Genomic DNA, 15,837 nt, shown 5'->3' with positions numbered 1-15,837 from the left:
TGGGTTTCGTTTTCCCCCCCCCCCATTCCCCGCGGCCGGGCGGACGACGACTCAGACGGTGCCGCCGGCGCGCCGGCGCCCGACGATGACGAGGGCAGCCGCACCGGCGCCGACCAGGAGGGCGGCGATGCCCGCGAGGAGACCGGTGCGGCCGCCGTCGACACCGGTCGAGGCCAGTCGGCCTGCCGGGGCCGGGTCCGGGTCCGCGGACGCCACCGTGGACACCGACGGCGAGGCGCTCGCGACCGCCGCAGGCACGGCCGCAGCAACCGCCGCGGGCACGGCCGTGGCGGACGGCTGCGCCGGGGTGGTGGGCTTCGGGGCGGCGGCCGCGGTGATCGCGATGGTGGCGCCCTTGTGGCAGAAGGTCGTGCCCTCGAACGGCCGGCCCGGGGCCTCGTTGACGAACACGCACGACCGCACCTCGCCGGCCGAGCTCGCGGTACCCGCGGGGTAGCCGATCCGTACCCGTGCGGTCTTCGTGCTGCCGGGCGCGGCCGAGGAGTCGTGGCCGTCCAGGTAGAAACCGCCGAGCCCGCCGTCCTCACCGGGCACCGTGACCGCGGGCAGGACGGACCAGCTGCCGTCGGCGCCGCGGACCTCGACCTTGGCGTGAGGGTCCGCGAACAGCACGTTGCCGAGGTTGGTGTAGGCGGACGGCGTCGGGTTCCTGAGCACCGCGTCGAACTCGACCGGCGCACCGCCCGCGACGGCCGTCGCCGGCACACCGACCACGTCGTTGGAGATGCCGCCGACCGGGACGGTACGGGTGTCCTGCACGGCCGGCTCGACCGGGAACTCCTGCCACCAGCCCTTGACCTCCGAGCGCAGGGTGACGGCGGACCCGACACCGCCGTTGGTCGCACCGGCGTGCGGCTTGCCCATCGGGGCACCCAGCCGCAGGTGGACGTCCTTCTTCTCCCCCGCCGGGACAGTGATCTTTCCGATGACGTCGGCCGAGAAGACGCCCTTGCCCTGCTCCTGACGGAAGGTCAGCGGAACCGTCTCCCACGTGCCGTTCAGGTCGTTGCGGGCCTCGATGGTCATGAAGTCCGCCCCGGCGCCGTCCCCCGCCTCGACGGTGAGCTTGAGGACCACGGCCCAGCCCACCGAACCCGGGTTGGTGATGGTCTCGGTGAACTCCACCGGCTGTCCGGCGGCACCGATCGCCGACGGCGGCTGCACGGTGAGGGTCAGCGGCGGCGTGGCCGCGAACGCCGGGCCGGCGGTGACCACACCGCCGGCGAACAACCCGCCCGCCACCACGACAGCCGGCACGGCACGACGGACCCGACGCACGACACGGTCGGTCTCAAACATGATGATCCCCCCTGGATCCCGCCCGGACCGGCAGGAGCCGAACCCGGGCAGCACAAAGTAAGCCTGATGAAGTGACATGAGCGGCAGCCGGCCCGACGGGCCCGGCAACGCGGTGCGGCCTTTCCTGCCGCCCACCCACAAGGACGCGTAGGCGAACAAACGGTTGCAGGCAGAACCGGAGAACTTTCCCGAACCTTCCGAACGCCCCCGCCCCGGCCGAACCGGACGACCCGACAGCCACCAGAACCCGGACAGCATCGGCTCGTTCGACGAGTCACCCGGGTACGCGCAGACGCCCGCCGACCCGCGAGGACGCATCACCGCACAGCGGCACCACCACGACACCAGCACGGCACCAGCACGGGACCCGCCGGCCCGCGGACCGGGTTCCGGCGCGACGGCCCGCCGCGCGCCTGGGCGGCGAACGTCAGCCCTCGTGATCTCATGAGTGCCGTCATCCCACAGGACAGGGGACACTTGCGATGCCGATGCCCGCACACCCGCCGAGGAATCCGACGAGTCCCTTCGCCTCGTTCGGCGGCCACCACGTCGGCGTCCGGGTCCCCGACTACGAGGCCGCCAAGGCCTGGTACACGCAGAAGCTCGACTTCCGGGTCCTGCACGAATGGCCGTACGGCGAGCTGAGACTCGCCTACCTCTGCCCGCCCGACGACGACGGCTTCCACCTCGAGCTGCTCGCCGGTCCCGTGCCCTTCCCGAACGAGGTCGTCGACGACCTGGGTGTCAGCCTCCAGCACGGCGGCTACCAGCACGTGTGCCTGAGTGTCGACGACGTCGACGCGGCCCGCGCCGAACTCGCCGCGCGCGGCGTCGATCTCATCGGTGAGCCCTTCGACATCGAGGACATCAGCCGCCGTCTGGCGTTCCTCCGCGACCCGTGGGGCAACATGATCGAACTCTCCCAGAAGCTCCCCGGCGCCGGATCCTGACCGCCCGGCTGGTTCTACAAATCCGGCCCCGGGCGGGACCTCTCACCTGCGGTCCGGGAACCGCCGCCCACTCCCGGGTCTGCAGTCCGGCCCGGGGACGGCGCTTAAAGCAAAATCATTGCGTCTGGCGGTCCGTTGCTGTGCCCGGCGGCCTCCTCCGGCGGCACGTCCGTACGGGCCCCGCCGCCGGGCCGCATCGTGCGTTCACGCGGCGTGCGCGAGCTCGCGGACGGGCCGGGCCTGCTCGTAGGCGCGGCCGGCGCGCAGGAGCGTGCTCTCGGCGAGCGGCCGCCCGAGGAGTTGCATGCCGATCGGCAGGCCCGCCGAGTCGTGGCCCACCGGCAGGGACAGGGACGGCACCCCGGTGATGTTGGCGGGGGACGACAGCCGCACGTAGGCGTCGGAGACGCTCTCGACGGTTCCGTCGCTCCAGGTGACCGTCGTCTGGCCGGCATCGACGGCGGTTGCGGGGACGGAGGGGGCGGCGACCACGTCGACCTCCCGCAGCATGCGGGCCCATTCCTGCCGCATCAGGGTGCGGGCCCGCTGGGCGCGCAGGTGGTCACCGGCGGACATCAGTTCACCGGCCTCCAGGAGGATGCGCACGTCGTCCTGGTAGAGCTCGGGGGTCGTGCGCAGGGTCGCCTCGTGGTAGGCGGTGGCCTCGGGCACCATCAGGCCCCACTGGGTGGCCTGGATGTAGCGCGTCATGGGGATCTCGACCTCGACGAGCTGCGCGCCGAGCGCCTCGAGCTGGTCGATGGCATGCCGGACAGTGGCTTCGACCTCCTGGTCGACGTGGTCGAAGTAGTAGTTGCGCGGCACGCCGACCCGCAGTCCCGTCAGGTCCGTCAGGTCCGCGCCGGCGTCGGGCCGGTAGTCCCTGGGCGGCGTGTTCAGGGAGGCGGGGTCGCGGGGGTCGTGTCCGGCCAGGGCGGTCAGGACGGTCGCGGCGTCCTCGACGGTGCGGGTGATCGGGCCGACGTGGTCCAGCGACCAGGACAGGGAGGTGACGCCGTGCCGGGGCACGAGGCCGTAGGTCGGCTTGAGGCCGACGACCCCGTTGAGCGCGGCGGGCACCCGGATCGATCCGCCGGTGTCGGTACCCAGGGCGAAGGTCGCCATGCCCGAGGCGACGGCGACGGCCGATCCGCCGCTGGAACCGCCGGCGACCCTGCTCCGGTCCCAGGCGTTGCGGGTCTGCGGGGTGATCAGCCCGTAGGCGAACTCGTGCGTGTGGGTCTTGCCGACCAGGATTGCTCCGGCCTCCTCCAGCCGGGCGGCGACGGCGCTGTCCGTCTGCGCCCGGTGGCCGGCCCTGACCCGGGAACTGGCCGATGTGGCCGTGCCGGCCACGTCGATCAGATCCTTGAGCCCCATCGGGATGCCGTGCAGCGGGCCGCGGTGACGGCCTGCCGCGATGTCGCGTTCGGCCGCACGCGCGGACCGGCGGGCGCGCTCGGCGGTCACGGTGACGTAGGCCCCGAGGAGGGGCTCCGCCTGGGCGATGCGCCGGAGGACGGAGTCCGTCAACTCGACCGGGGACAGCTGCTGTTCGCGGATCGCCTCGGCAGCCGCGGTCAGGGACATCTCATACGGCTGCATCGTGCATCTCCTGTCCGGCGTGGAAGGCGGGGGCGGGCGGGGTGTCCCCGAGGTCCAGCTCCCGCAGGACCGCGACGACGGAGTGGATGTGGTCGGCGGTGGCGGCGACCGCGGCCCGGCGATCGGCCGGCAGGTGGAGCCCGGCGCGGGCGGCCCAACGGGCCGCCTCCGGCGGGGTGAGCTCTGTGACGGACATGGACTTCTCCCGACTGACGTGGCGGAGCGCAGCCCAAAAGCTAAGGCTTTGCGTTAGCTCACCCTAGGAGCATGGACGGCTTAAAGCAAACCCATAGCGTTTAGCCCCTCGGTGCACCCACACCCGCCGGATCCGCCGGCCCGTGCACCCGGGCGGCGCCGCCGGACCGCACCAGGGATCCCGAAGGGACCTCGAGCGAGCCGCGCCGCCCCCACGGAATACCCCACCGGCGCTCGCTCCGCGCACGCAACTGAACGCGAAGATGCCGAGCCGGCCATGCGGGGCCGAGCATGCCCGGCCGACCCCGAAGGCCGGATGCCGCCCGCCGGCGCCCGCCGGGCAGGCCCGTCAGCCCGGCCGGCCGTGCTGGCCCGCCTCGAGGGTTGCGCGGAGGGCAGCCAGGGTCGAGGCGATGCGGGCCAGGTCGTCCAGGGGGACCGCCGCGGTCAGCGAGGCGAGCTCGCTCTCGACGATCGGGCGGGATGCGGACAGCTGCTCCTCACCCGCAGAGGTGAGTCGCAGGACGGACGAGCGGCGGTCCTCGGGGTGCGCGACCCGCCGGCACCAGCCCGCGGCCACCAGCCGGTCGACCGCCTTGCTGACGGCCCCCACGGTGATCGCCAGTTCGCCGGCGATGTCGAGCACCCGGCACCCCGGTACGCGGTCGATGATCTCCAGAAGTTCGAACTGTCCCAGCCCGAGGCCTTGTTCGGCGCGCAGCCGGGCGCTCGCCGCGTTGTAGAGCCGGGTCTCGACGCGGACCAGGTCGATGAAGATCGGGGTGATGTGGCTCACATTCGCCTTCCAGTAGATTCCTGGGAATCATCTTCCCCGGAATCCGGTTAGGGTCGGACAGGTGGATTCCAAGGAATCCATCCTCGCATCCCGACCCATGGAGGCCCCCATGTCCCGACAGCAGCGCCACGCCCTGGACACCGCACTGCGCTCCGCCCCCCGCAGTGAGACGCGACCCACCCCCGAGGAGCAGCGCAGCGGTTTCGCCGCTGCCCTCACCCGGCCCGCACCGCAGGGCGTGACCACCCGGGAGACCGTCCTCGGCGGGCGGCCGGCCCTGGAACTGGAGCCGGCCGAAGCATCCGGCCCCGGCCGGCTGCTCTACCTGCACGGTGGCGGCTACGTCATCGGCTCACCCGACACCCACGCGGGGCTGGTCGGCGAACTGGCCCGCCGCGCCGGGCTGCGCGCGACCTCGGTGGACTACCGGCTGGCGCCCGAGCACCCCTTCCCCGCCGCCGTCGACGACGGGCTCGCCGCCTACCGCGAACTGCTGGCATCGGGCACCGACCCGCGCGACCTCGTCATCGCCGGTGACTCCGCCGGCGGCGCACTGAGCATCGCCACGCTGCTCGCCGCCAGGGAGGCCGGGCTGCCGCAGCCGGCCGCCGTGGTCGTCTTCTCCCCCTGGGCCGACCTCACCCTCGCCGGAGCCAGCATCCGCTCCAAGGCGGATGCCGACCCCATCTTCATCGAGGCCGACCTGCGCGCCTACGCCGATCTCTACATTGGCGCGGGCGACAGGGCGCACCGCTTGGCAAGCCCGGTCTTCGCCGACCTCTCCGGACTGCCCCCGCTCCTGATCCAGGTCGGCGCGAACGAAGTACTCCTCGACGACGCGGTCCGGCTCGCCGCCCGCGCGGGCGCCGACGACGTCGAGGTCACCCTCGAGGTCGGCCCCGGCCTCCCCCACGTCTACCAGCACCACTACGGCCGCCTCGACGAGGCGGACGCCGCACTCGACCGCGCCGCCCGCTTCCTCACCACCCACCTCGACACCGCGCACCACGACACCGACCACCTCGAACCGGTCCGCTGACACCCCGTCCGCTGACGCCCGACCCGGGCAACCTCCACGTGGTGGCGGCGGCGACGGCCGCAGGCTCACCGCCGCCGCCACGGGGGCCCGCGCGCCGGACGGTGTACGGGCCCCGCGTCGGCTAGCGCCGCCCGTCCGCCAGCACCTCGGACGCCAGCGCCTCGGACGCCAGCGCCTCGGATGCCAGTGCCCCAGATGCCAGTGCCTCGGATGCCAGTGCCTCGGACGGCCCTTCCCACTGGTGCGGAAGCTCCGGGAGGGACGACGGCGCGACCGGCCCGGCCGCCCCGTCCTGCTGCAGGGAGACCGTGCGGGTGGGCGCCGGGATCGAGATGCCCTCCGTCCGGTACCGCTGGTGCAGGCGCTTGATGAACTCATGCTTGATCCGGTACTGGTCGCTGAACTCGCCCACGCCCAGGGTGACCGTGAAGTTGATCCTGGAGTCCGCGAAGGTGTGGAACCGGACCGCGGCCTTGTGTTCGGGCACGCCGCCGCTGACGTCGGCCATCACGCGGTCGACGACCTCGAGGGTGACCCGCTCCACGTGGTCCAGGTCGCTGTCGTAGCCGACCCCGACCTGGACCAGGATCGACAGCCTCTGCTCGGGCCGGGAGAAGTTCGTCATGTTCGTCCGTGCCAGGCGGCCGTTGGGGATGATCACCAGGTTGTTCGACAGGTTGCGCACCACGCTGTTGCGCCAGTTGATGTCGACGACGTACCCCTCCTCCCCGCTGGTCAGCCGGATGTAGTCACCCGGCTGGACGGTCTTCGAGGCGAGGATGTGCACCCCCGCGAAGAGGTTGGCGAGGGTGTCCTGCAACGCCAGCGCGACCGCGAGACCGCCCACCCCGAGCGCGGTGACCAGCGGGGCGATGGACACCCCGAGGGTCTCCAGGGCCACCAGGACGCCCATCGACAGCACCACGATGCGGGTGATGTTGACGAAGATGCTCGCCGACGCCGCGACGCCCGTCCGGGACGCGGCCACCGACTGCACCAGCCCCGCGACCACCCGGGCCGCACTCAGCGTCGCGATGACGATGAGCACGGCCGTCAGCGACCGGTCGACCAGGGCCCCGATCCGCGCGGTGAGCGGCAGGGCCGAGGCGGCCACCGCGGCCCCGGCGACCACGGCCGCCCAGGGGACGATGGTGCGCAGCGCGTCGACGATGATGTCGTCCCCGCTCCACTTGGTCCTGCTCGCGTGCTTGCCAAGCCACTTCATCAGGGCCCGCAGCACCAGAGCGGCCACGCAGCCGCCCGCCAGCGCGATGCCGGCCACCACCCAGTCGTGCAGCACCAGCTCCCGGGTCACCGCCGCACCCCCGCCGCGTGGGGGGCGAGGGAACGGGCCGCCGCCGGCCGCTGTCCGTGCTGTGTCGTCACCTTGTCGCCTGTCAGGTCGTATCGTGCGCTGCCGCGTTGGAGCGGATGTACGTGTTCCGAACGCACGGCCATCCTGCCCCATCCCCCGGCCGCCACCACAACCGGACCCCGGCGCTCCGCCGGCCCGGCGAGGTGGCCCGGCTGCGGCCGGACCATCCGCACGCCGCACACCGCACGGAAACCACCGATCTCGTCCCGCGCCACGCAGAGGCCGTCGCCGTCGGACCCGTGGGGCCGAACCACGAGCCACAGCCCCGGACCCCGGGCCTCGGCCCTCGGACCTCGGCCCGCATCGGATCCCCGCCCCAGGGCCCGAGTGCCCCCGAAGCCGGTCAGCGGCCCGTTCGGGCGGCGAGGCCGTCGAGGACGCACTCCAGACCGAACGCGAACTCCGCGTCGGGGTCGAGCTCTTCGGCCTCGTGGACGCGGCGGGCGAGCATCGGGTGCTCGCCCGCCGCGAGGACGGCGCTGATGTAGGGGCCGAGGCTGTGCTGCCACTGCTCCTCGGTCAGGCCGGTGCGCTGCTCGGCGCGCCGGGCGGCCTGCTGGCTGGCCACCGAGCCCAGGACGTAGGCGTGCACGGTGCCGAGCGCCTGCGACGCCAGTGTGATGTCGGGGGTGAGCGCGACGGCGGCGCGCAGCGCGGATTCGGCCCGTCGCAGCGTGTTGGGGCCGAGCGAGGGCCTGCCCGCCAGTTCGGCCGCCAGCCACGGGTGGCGCAGCAGGGTCGCGCGCTGGGCGTGCGCGACGGCGGCCAGGTCGGTGCGCCAGTGGGGGGTGGGTTCGGGGAGCGGGTCCTCGCCCTGGGCCGCGTCGACCATCAGGTCCACCAGCTCGTCGCGGTTGGTGATGTAGCGGTAGAGGGTGGCCGTCCCGGAGCCGAGGTCGCTCGCGATCCGGCGCATCGAGACCGCGGCCAGGCCCTCCGCGTCGGCGACGGCGAGCGCGGCGGCCACGTACTGGTCCACCCCCGGGGCGCGGCGGGCCGGTTCGGGGCGGGGCCTGGTCCACACCGACCAGGGAGCGGGTTCGGTCATCGGGTACTTCCCCTTCTCGTTGACCGGCATTCTAGCTTCTGGCTACGGTGTAGCCATGACGAAGACAGCGTATCCAGAAGTGCCGGCCCTCGTGGTCGGGGGCGGCAGCGTCGGGCTGCTCACCGCGGCGCTGCTCGCCCACCACGGCGTCCCCGCGGTCCTGGTCGAACGCCGCCCGGGGCCTTCGGTCCACCCGCGCGCCACCGGCGTCGGGCCCCGGACGGTCGAGATCCTGCGCGAACTCGGGCTGGACGCCGCCGTCGACGCCGCCGCCGTCGACCTGCGGGGTGCCACGGCCAAGGCGGTGGCGCGGACCGTCGTCGAGATGGGCGCGGGCGACGTGGTGACCGTTCCCATGCCGGTCCCGCCGGCCACCGAGCCCGACACGACGCCGTTCAGGCTGCGCGGCGTCTGCGCGCAGGACCGCCTCGACGCCGCGGTGGCGGCCGACCTGGCGCGCCGCGGAGCCGATGTGCGCTGGTCGACCCGCCTGCTCGGCGTCGCGCAGGACGCCGACGGGGTCGACGTCGAGCTGGAGGGGCCGGCTGGCCGCTACGGGCTGCGCTGCGCGTACGCGGTGGCCGCGGACGGCACCCACAGCCCCGTGCGGACCGCGCTCGGCGTGGGCCTCTCCGGGGCGGGCGACCTGGGCAAGTCGAAGATCAACATTCTGTTCCGCGCCGACCTCCGGCCCCACCTGCGGGGGATGTCCTTCGGCACCTGCACGATCACCACACCGCAGGCACCCGGCCTGCTGGTGACCGTGGACGGCGCGAGGACCTGGGTCCTCCACGTCACCTGTGACGTGAACGGGGGCGAGCGGCCCTCGGACTTCACCGAGGAACGGTGCGTCGGGCTCGTCCGCGCGGCGGTCGGCGATCCCGGGCTCGAGGTCGAGGTGCGCAGCGTGCTGCCGTGGCGGCCCCGGAGCGCGCTGGCCGACCGTTTCGCCGTCGGTCGGGTGTTCCTGGTCGGCGACGCCGCCCACACCGTGGCTCCGATCGGGGCGTTCGGCCTCAACACCGGCGTCGCCGACGCCCACAACCTGGCGTGGAAGCTGGCCGCCGTCCACCACGGCGAGGCGGGTGCCGGTCTGCTCGACACCTACGCGCAGGAGCGCGAGCCGGTCGCCGCGGCAACGCTGGACCAGGCGATGCGCAGGTTCGCCGACCCGGCGCTGCACTGGGGGCGTGGACCCGAGGCCGACGCCGCCAGGGTGGCGGCGGGGGTGTGGGCGGCGCCGGTCGTGCACCTCGGCCAGCGCTACGACTCGGCCGCCGTCGTCGGTCCGCGGCCCGAACTCCCCTCCACGCTCGACCTGGTGGCGGCGCTGGACGGGTCACCGGGTTCGCGGGTGCCCCACGCGTGGGTCGACGGGGTCTCCACCCTCGACCTGGTCGCATCCCGCTGGACCCTGCTGGTGGGCGCCGCGGGCGACGGGTGGCTCGCCGCCGCGGCGGGCATCGGACTGCCGGCACATCGGGTCCGCGCGCCGTGGCTGCCCGACGGCGGGGCGCTGCTCGTGCGGCCGGATGCGATCGTCGCGCTGCGGGTCGGGGCGCCGGTCCCGGATCCGGCGCGGCTGCTCACCGAGGTCCTGGACCGGGTGCTGGCCCGCCCGGTCGCCGTACCGGGCACCTGACCCGCGCCGACCCGGGAGCGCGGCGCCGGCGCACACCTTCGGTCGAGGCCGATCGCCGAACTCGCCACCGGAGCGGGGGACGGCGCCCCGAACCGTCACGGCGAAAGGTTCCGGCAGGATCCGGCAGGACCCGGCGCGGCGGACCAGGGACCCGGGCCCGAGGTCACGTCAACACGTGTACCGGCAAGCCACCCTGACGCGCTCTTCCCCGCCCGGCCGCGTCCGGGCACGATGGCTGCCAGGCCGACGCGAACATCCGTGCCGACCGTCCGACGGGAGGGGAAGCGCAGCCATGGGTGAACACGAGAAGCCCGCACCGGACCCGGGCCAGGGCACCCCGCCGCCCGGCAACAGCGACGGCCAGGTACCTCCTGCACCGCCCGGCGACGGAAAGCACCGGAAGTAGGCGTTCGTGACGATGACGACGGTCGGCCGCGCCGGTCTCGACCTCGACCGGTACCGTGCCCGCCTGGACGAGGTGATGGCCGCGCGGGGCGCGTGGCCCGAGCGGTCGCCCTGGGTCAGGGAGGCGGTCGCCGCGCTGCCCCGCGACCGGTTCGCGCCCGACCTGCTCTGGCGCTGGGACGGCCATCGGTGGCTGCCCCTCGAGCGGGCGGCCGACCCGGGCGGCTGGGCCGGCGAGCTGTACGGGGATCCGGACACGGCGGCGATCACCCAGCTCACGGCCAACCTGCCCACCTCCAGTCTCTCCTGTCAGGCGGTGGTCGCGGACATGGCCGACTGCCTGCTGCTGGAGCCCGGGCAGCGGGTCCTGGAACTCGGCGCCGGGGCGGGGTGGAACGCCGCGCTGCTCGCCCACCGCGCCGGACCCGGCCACGTCACCTCCGTGGAGCTCGACCCGCAGCTCGCCGCCACGGCCGCCGACCGGATCCGCGCAGCGGGCCTGGACGTCGCGGTCGTGGTCGGCGACGGTGACGCCGGCTGGCCGGCCGGGGCGCCGTACGAGCGGGTCATCGCCACCTACGCGGTCGAGCGGGTGCCGTGGGCGTGGGTGCAGCAGACCGTGCCGGGCGGACGGATCGTCACCCCGTGGGGCCGGCTCGGGCACGTCGCCCTTGCCGTCGCCGACGACGGCAGGTCGGCCTCGGGCTGGATGCAGGGCCTCGGCCAGTTCATGGCCACCCGCACCGCCGAGGCCTCCGCAGGCGGCTCGCCGGGGCCGGCCGCCTTCGCGGCGATCCGCGGCCGGCACGAGCCCGCGCACCACGGGGAGACCGACCGCGACCCCGCGGCGCTCACCGACTGGTGGCGGCTCGGCTTCGCGGTACGGGTCGCCTTACCCGACACCGCGGTGACCTGCGCGACCGACGCCGACGGCACCAGCGCCTGGCTGACCGACGGCCGCTCCTCCTGGGCCACCCTGTCCGCCCGGCCCGACGGCGGGGCCTGGGTCCTCGAGGGCGGCCCCCGCCGGCTCGCCACCGAACTCGAGGACGCCTGGTCGCAGTGGGAGCGGATCGGCTCCCCCGGCGTCTACGACTACGGCATCACCGTCACCGCCACCGGCCAGTACACCTGGGCCAACGACCCGCACACCGGCCCACGCTGGCCGACACCGTAGGGCCCGGACGGCGCCCGGCCAGGCCGGCACGCAGCCCGGGCGGCGCCAGGTGTCACCGGACCGGGCTACGGAGGAGGGACACCCGGACGTCCTGGCCGAGATCCTGGCCGCCCTGGGCCACCACGAGGACCCGAGGATCGAGCCCCTGGGCCTCACCTTCCTCGCGCACCCATCCTCGGGGGTGCGTATCACGGTGCCCTCGGCCGTGGAACGCGTCGCATCGGGCACCCCGGGAGGGTGGACCTACACTCCCGACGGGCTGAACGCGATGCTCGTCCTGGCGCGTGACGATGACGCCGCCGTCCGCAGGATCGTCGCTCAGCAGTTCGCGGAGAGCAGGGATCCGGCCCCCGCCGTCGGGGACGCTCTGGCCGAACTCCTCGACGAGGAGGACCGGATGACCCGTATCCTGGCGTACGAGCAGCGCCAGCAGGAGCGGGAGGAGGCGCCGGGCACAACCGCGTAGCGAACCCGGCAGTCAGCTCCGCCGAGACGTGCGGAAAACCGTGAGGACAGCCGTGCGGACAATCCGCCACCAGCTCGGCGCCGGAAGGGAGCAGAGGTGTTTGACCACGTGATCGGGCTTCGTCCCGAGGACGCCGCACGCTGGGTCGCACTCGTCGAGGAGTCCCGGCCGGTCCTCGAGGGCAATGGCATGGAGGCTGTCCAGACCCTCCTGGCCGAGCGCGGCACGAGCATCATCCAGGCGATCGCCATCACCCGGGCGCTACTGGGGGATGCGGAGACACCGCTCCGAGTCGCCATCGACATCGTGGCCACGAGCAAGGCTCGGCAGTAGCTTCGGGAGCTTCGAGGAGAGCACCGGCGCAGTGTGGCTGCGAGGGAGGCGCTGAACTCGACCTGGTGCTGCTGGCGTTGGTGTACCGGTACGCGGTGACGACCGGGCATCCTGGGCCGAGCCGCCTCACGGGAAACCCCGTCGACCGCGGGGGCGGGGCTGTCTAGGCTGCACTGCATGATCCCCGCACTGCGCGTCCGCCGACTCTTCCACACCCTGGAGCAGTACCAGGGTGCGGACGCCTTCCTCGCCGTAGTGGTTCCGTGGCTGGACGAGCACGCCGGTGCCGTCCGGGAAGCCCTCGCGCCGGTGGCCGCCTTCGGGGGATGGACACGGACCGCGTACGAGTTCGGCGATCATCTGGAGACGCTGTATGCGCTCAGCCGCGTCAGCGACGCACTGATCTACAAGCTTCAGCCGCCGCTGCCTCCGGGCTCCGAGACTCCCTGGGCGCACGACATCCACGGGCCTGAGCGCTGGCCGCATGTCACCCGGGACCAGTACCTCGCTGCCTTCTCCCGGCTCGGCATGGCGCCGATCGGCGACGTCGCGTTCGAACCGTTCTTCCACGAGGTCGTCCACGTCGAGCAGCACGAGCGCCCGGAGGCACCGGTTGAGATCACCGGGACGGTCTGGCCGGGCCTGATGCTCGGGGAGATGCTGTTCAGCCGCAGCGGTGTGAGGGTGCGGTCCGGCGCCCAGCACCTGGTCGCGGGCATTGCGGACCGCTCACCGCTCCACGACGTGTTCGTGCGCCGCTACCGGGAGACGTTCGACGGGTCGCTGGGCTGGGGCCACAACTCGCAGTGGAAGACCGACTTCCGCCGTGACTACCTCACCGAGTCGGCCTTCTGCCTCAACGTCGACGAGGAGCCCGACTCGGAGCAGGGCCTCCTCGGCAGGCCGAGGCGGCTGACTCCGGCCGAGCGGTCGGACCTGGTGCGGCACCGCTGCTTGACCCGTCCCCTCCAGGACCCGGGTGCCTCACAGGACGCCGGCCCGGGCGGGCGGCTCACCGTTTCACGGACCTGATCCGGTCCGAGGTCAGGTCCCCCTGGATCGACATGCCCTCGCCCACCGGGCCGGCGGGCCGAAACCTCCGCCCGCCCGCCGCGACGGTGCCGCGCGTGGTGGTGCCCGGGGCGGATCAGCGTCGTTCCCGGCCCGCGAGCCAGGCCCCCGCGCAGCCTCCGAGCACGAGCGGCAGCCCGTACAGCACCAGGCCGACCGCCGCCATGGCCCACAGCCAGGACGGGTTGTCACCTTCCGTCCATGCGCCGACCGCTGCGGCGACTGCGGGGAGCACGGCGGTCCCGGCTCCGACCGTCACCATCAGGACCGGCAGTGCGCGGTTCCGTCCGAGGAAGACCCCGAGGGGAACGGCCGGGATCGTGCCGAGCGCGATGGCTCCCAGCACCGGCCCGACGAACGGCCCCACGGCGGCCAGGACCACCCAGCCGACCGCGCACGCCCAGGCGAGCGCCGGCCGGTACCGGCCACCCTCCGTAGCCACACTCTCCACGTGTCCCCCCGATCTCAACGGTAAGCGGTGGCCATCATGACACAGATTTGAACATGTTCAACACCACCCTGCGGCGCAGCGCTTGACGAATGGTCAAGAAATGTTGACCATTGAGGCATGCCCACAGACGATCTTCCCGAGACGTTCCACGTCACCACCGACGAGCAGCTGCGCGCCGTCTCCAACCTCACGCGCCACCGGATCATGGCCGTGCTCCGCTTCGAGCCCGCGACGATCACGCAGATCGCCGAGCGGGTCGGTCTCGCGAAGGGGAGTTCCAGTTACCACGTACGGCTGCTGGAGCGGGCCGGCCTGGTGAAGGTGGTGCGGACGCGGAAGGTCCGGGGGGTCACCGAGCGGTACTACGCCATGGCCGCGCGGGCGATCGTGCTGCCGGATCCGGGCGAGGGAGGCCCGGATGTGCTGATGCGGCATGCGGTGGCGGACCTGGAGGCGGCGCCGGTGGACGGCGCGCGGCACGTGCGGATGGCGCATCTGCGCCTCACCGACGAGCAGTTCGCCGAGCTGGGGGCGCGGCTCGAGGCGCTGGCGGACGAGTACCGGGAGCTGTCCGACCCGTCGCTGCCGGACACGTCGCTCGTCTTCGCCCTGTTCCACCCGGCAGCGCGCGTGCAGGCCGAGGGGGACGCCAAGTGACTTCGGACGTTCGGAAGTTGCCGGCCGGCTTCGGTCGGCTGTGGACCGCGCAGACGGTGTCCTCGCTCGGTGACGGGGTGACGCATGCCGCGCTGCCGCTGCTCGCCCTGACGTTGACGCGGGATCCGATGGCGCTCGCCGTCGTCACCGCCGCCGGCACGCTGCCGTGGCTGCTCTTCGGGGTGCTCGGCGGCGCCCTGGTGGACCGCTGGGACCGCCGGCGGACGATGTGGGTCACGGACGCGGCACGTGCGGTGCTGCTCGCGGTACCGGCGGCGGCGGCCGCCCTCGACGCGCTGAGCGTTCCGTTGCTCGCGGCCGTCGCCTTCCTCCTCGGCCTCGGCGGGCTCTTCTTCGACACGGCCGCCACGGCCTACCTGCCGGACCTGCTCGGCCGCGACCCCGCGCTCCTGGAACGCGCCAACTCCCGCCTGCGCGGCGCCCAGACCGCCGCGTCCGGCTTCGCCGGCCCGCCCGCGGGAAGTGCCCTGCTCGCGCTGGGACGGGCGGTTCCGCTGCTCGCCGACGCGGTCTCGTTCGCGCTCTCCGCGGCGCTCGTACGGTCGCTGCCTACCACGCCCCGGCCCGTGCCGCAGGCCCGTGAGTCGCTGCTGCGACAGGCGCGGGCCGGCGCCTCGTACGTGGTGCGGGACCGGCTGCTGCTCGGGCTCGCGCTGCGTCCGGCGGTCGGGAACATCGCCTTCCTCGCCGTGGAGACCGTACTCGCCCTCTTCGCGCACGACCGTCTCGGCATCGGCGCCTCCGGCTTCGGCCTTCTCCTCACCGCGGAGGCCGCCGGCGGTCTGCTCGGTACCGGCATCGCCTCCTTCCTCGGCCGACGGCTCGGCACCGGCACCGCGCTGACCTGCACGGCCGCGGCCGAAGGGCTCGCCGTCCTCGGCCTGGCCGCCGCCCCGAACCTGTACCTCGCCGGCCTCGCCCTGGCCGTCTGCGGGGCGGGCATGGGCGCCACGATGGTGCTCGGGCCCTCCCTCCGTCAGGCGATCGTCCCCGCCCACCTGATGGGCCGGGTCGCCTCCACCTCCCGCATGCTCGCCATGTGCGCCGCCCCGTTCGGCTCCTTCCTCGGCGGCTGGCTGGCCAGCAGCTACGACGTCCGCACCCCGCTCTTCGCCGCGGCCGGTCTCCTCCTCGCCATGACCGCCGTCACGGCGACCATGACCGGCAACCGCAGGATCGAGGCAGCGCTGCGCGCCGCTGCCCCGGCCGCCGCCCCGGGCGGTGCTCCGGATCGGCAGGAGTGCTCGGAGCCTGTTCACGCGGGAGGTGTGTAGCGCGCACCCCTC

16 protein-coding genes are annotated in these 15,837 nt (G+C 73.6%); 9 read left to right on the top strand and 7 right to left on the bottom strand.

The features are described from left to right. Window positions 1–51: 51 nt before the first annotated feature. Complete coding sequence (locus AC2TEW_RS32815; RefSeq protein WP_484626920.1) at window positions 52–1,278, bottom strand: hypothetical protein; 1,227 nt, start codon at window positions 1,276–1,278, stop codon at window positions 52–54. Window positions 1,279–1,808: 530 nt separating this feature from the next. Here AC2TEW_RS32815 and AC2TEW_RS32810 point away from each other — a divergent pair. Further along, window positions 1,809–2,270: a VOC family protein gene (locus AC2TEW_RS32810; protein ID WP_484626919.1), complete on the top strand. Its 462-nt coding sequence runs from the start codon at window positions 1,809–1,811 to the stop codon at window positions 2,268–2,270. A gap of 204 nt (window positions 2,271–2,474) precedes the next feature. On the opposite strand, the gene AC2TEW_RS32805 is transcribed toward AC2TEW_RS32810, so the two are convergent. The 3 genes from AC2TEW_RS32805 to AC2TEW_RS32795 form a co-directional block, all read right to left on the bottom strand. After that, entirely contained in the window at window positions 2,475–3,875 is a 1,401-nt protein-coding gene (locus AC2TEW_RS32805) for an amidase (RefSeq protein WP_484626918.1), read from the bottom strand. After that, window positions 3,862–4,071: a hypothetical protein gene (locus AC2TEW_RS32800; protein ID WP_484626917.1), complete on the bottom strand. Its 210-nt coding sequence runs from the start codon at window positions 4,069–4,071 to the stop codon at window positions 3,862–3,864. The genes AC2TEW_RS32805 and AC2TEW_RS32800 overlap by 14 nt, the downstream gene beginning before the upstream one ends. A 348-nt stretch (window positions 4,072–4,419) precedes the next feature. Next, window positions 4,420–4,866 (bottom strand): MarR family winged helix-turn-helix transcriptional regulator, encoded by a 447-nt coding sequence (locus AC2TEW_RS32795; RefSeq protein ID WP_484626916.1) that lies wholly within the window; start codon window positions 4,864–4,866, stop codon window positions 4,420–4,422. A gap of 109 nt (window positions 4,867–4,975) precedes the next feature. Between AC2TEW_RS32795 and AC2TEW_RS32790 the strand changes: the two genes are divergently transcribed. Continuing rightward, window positions 4,976–5,905 (top strand): alpha/beta hydrolase, encoded by a 930-nt coding sequence (locus AC2TEW_RS32790; RefSeq protein WP_484626915.1) that lies wholly within the window; start codon window positions 4,976–4,978, stop codon window positions 5,903–5,905. Between the two features lie 121 nt (window positions 5,906–6,026). Here AC2TEW_RS32790 and AC2TEW_RS32785 read toward each other — a convergent pair whose 3' ends face one another. Further along, on the bottom strand, window positions 6,027–7,220 hold the full coding sequence (locus AC2TEW_RS32785; RefSeq protein WP_484626914.1) for a mechanosensitive ion channel family protein: 1,194 nt from the start codon (window positions 7,218–7,220) through the stop codon (window positions 6,027–6,029). A 403-nt stretch (window positions 7,221–7,623) separates the two neighbouring features. Then, window positions 7,624–8,358, bottom strand: coding sequence for a TetR/AcrR family transcriptional regulator C-terminal domain-containing protein (locus AC2TEW_RS32780; RefSeq protein ID WP_484626913.1), 735 nt, complete (start codon window positions 8,356–8,358; stop codon window positions 7,624–7,626). A 25-nt stretch (window positions 8,359–8,383) separates the two neighbouring features. On the opposite strand from AC2TEW_RS32780, the gene AC2TEW_RS32775 reads away from it, so the two are divergent. The 5 genes from AC2TEW_RS32775 (at window position 8,384) to AC2TEW_RS32755 (ending at window position 13,383) form a co-directional block, all read left to right on the top strand. Continuing rightward, window positions 8,384–9,970 (top strand): FAD-dependent monooxygenase, encoded by a 1,587-nt coding sequence (locus tag AC2TEW_RS32775; protein ID WP_484626912.1) that lies wholly within the window; start codon window positions 8,384–8,386, stop codon window positions 9,968–9,970. Between the two features lie 418 nt (window positions 9,971–10,388). After that, window positions 10,389–11,552, top strand: coding sequence for a methyltransferase domain-containing protein (locus AC2TEW_RS32770; RefSeq protein ID WP_484626954.1), 1,164 nt, complete (start codon window positions 10,389–10,391; stop codon window positions 11,550–11,552). A 49-nt stretch (window positions 11,553–11,601) separates the two neighbouring features. Continuing rightward, on the top strand, window positions 11,602–12,018 hold the full coding sequence (locus AC2TEW_RS32765; RefSeq protein ID WP_484626911.1) for a HEAT repeat domain-containing protein: 417 nt from the start codon (window positions 11,602–11,604) through the stop codon (window positions 12,016–12,018). 96 nt (window positions 12,019–12,114) lie between these two features. Next, window positions 12,115–12,351 (top strand): hypothetical protein, encoded by a 237-nt coding sequence (locus AC2TEW_RS32760; RefSeq protein WP_484626910.1) that lies wholly within the window; start codon window positions 12,115–12,117, stop codon window positions 12,349–12,351. Between the two features lie 177 nt (window positions 12,352–12,528). Continuing rightward, window positions 12,529–13,383, top strand: coding sequence for a hypothetical protein (locus AC2TEW_RS32755; protein ID WP_484626909.1), 855 nt, complete (start codon window positions 12,529–12,531; stop codon window positions 13,381–13,383). 115 nt (window positions 13,384–13,498) lie between these two features. Here AC2TEW_RS32755 and AC2TEW_RS32750 read toward each other — a convergent pair whose 3' ends face one another. Then, window positions 13,499–13,864 carry a hypothetical protein gene (locus AC2TEW_RS32750; RefSeq protein WP_484626908.1) on the bottom strand — a complete coding sequence of 122 codons (366 nt, stop codon included), beginning with the start codon at window positions 13,862–13,864 and terminating at the stop codon, window positions 13,499–13,501. A 126-nt stretch (window positions 13,865–13,990) separates the two neighbouring features. On the opposite strand from AC2TEW_RS32750, the gene AC2TEW_RS32745 reads away from it, so the two are divergent. Both AC2TEW_RS32745 and AC2TEW_RS32740 read left to right on the top strand, forming a co-directional pair. Continuing rightward, on the top strand, window positions 13,991–14,530 hold the full coding sequence (locus AC2TEW_RS32745) for an ArsR/SmtB family transcription factor (protein WP_484626907.1): 540 nt from the start codon (window positions 13,991–13,993) through the stop codon (window positions 14,528–14,530). Further along, window positions 14,527–15,825, top strand: a complete 1,299-nt coding sequence (locus AC2TEW_RS32740) for an MFS transporter (RefSeq protein WP_484626906.1) — start codon at window positions 14,527–14,529, stop codon at window positions 15,823–15,825. The genes AC2TEW_RS32745 and AC2TEW_RS32740 overlap by 4 nt, the downstream gene beginning before the upstream one ends. The last annotated feature ends 12 nt before the right edge of the window (window positions 15,826–15,837 follow it).

This window comes from Kitasatospora sp. NEAU-CNBT7 (assembly GCF_057220535.1).
This window is presented reverse-complemented; position numbering and strand designations above follow the sequence as displayed.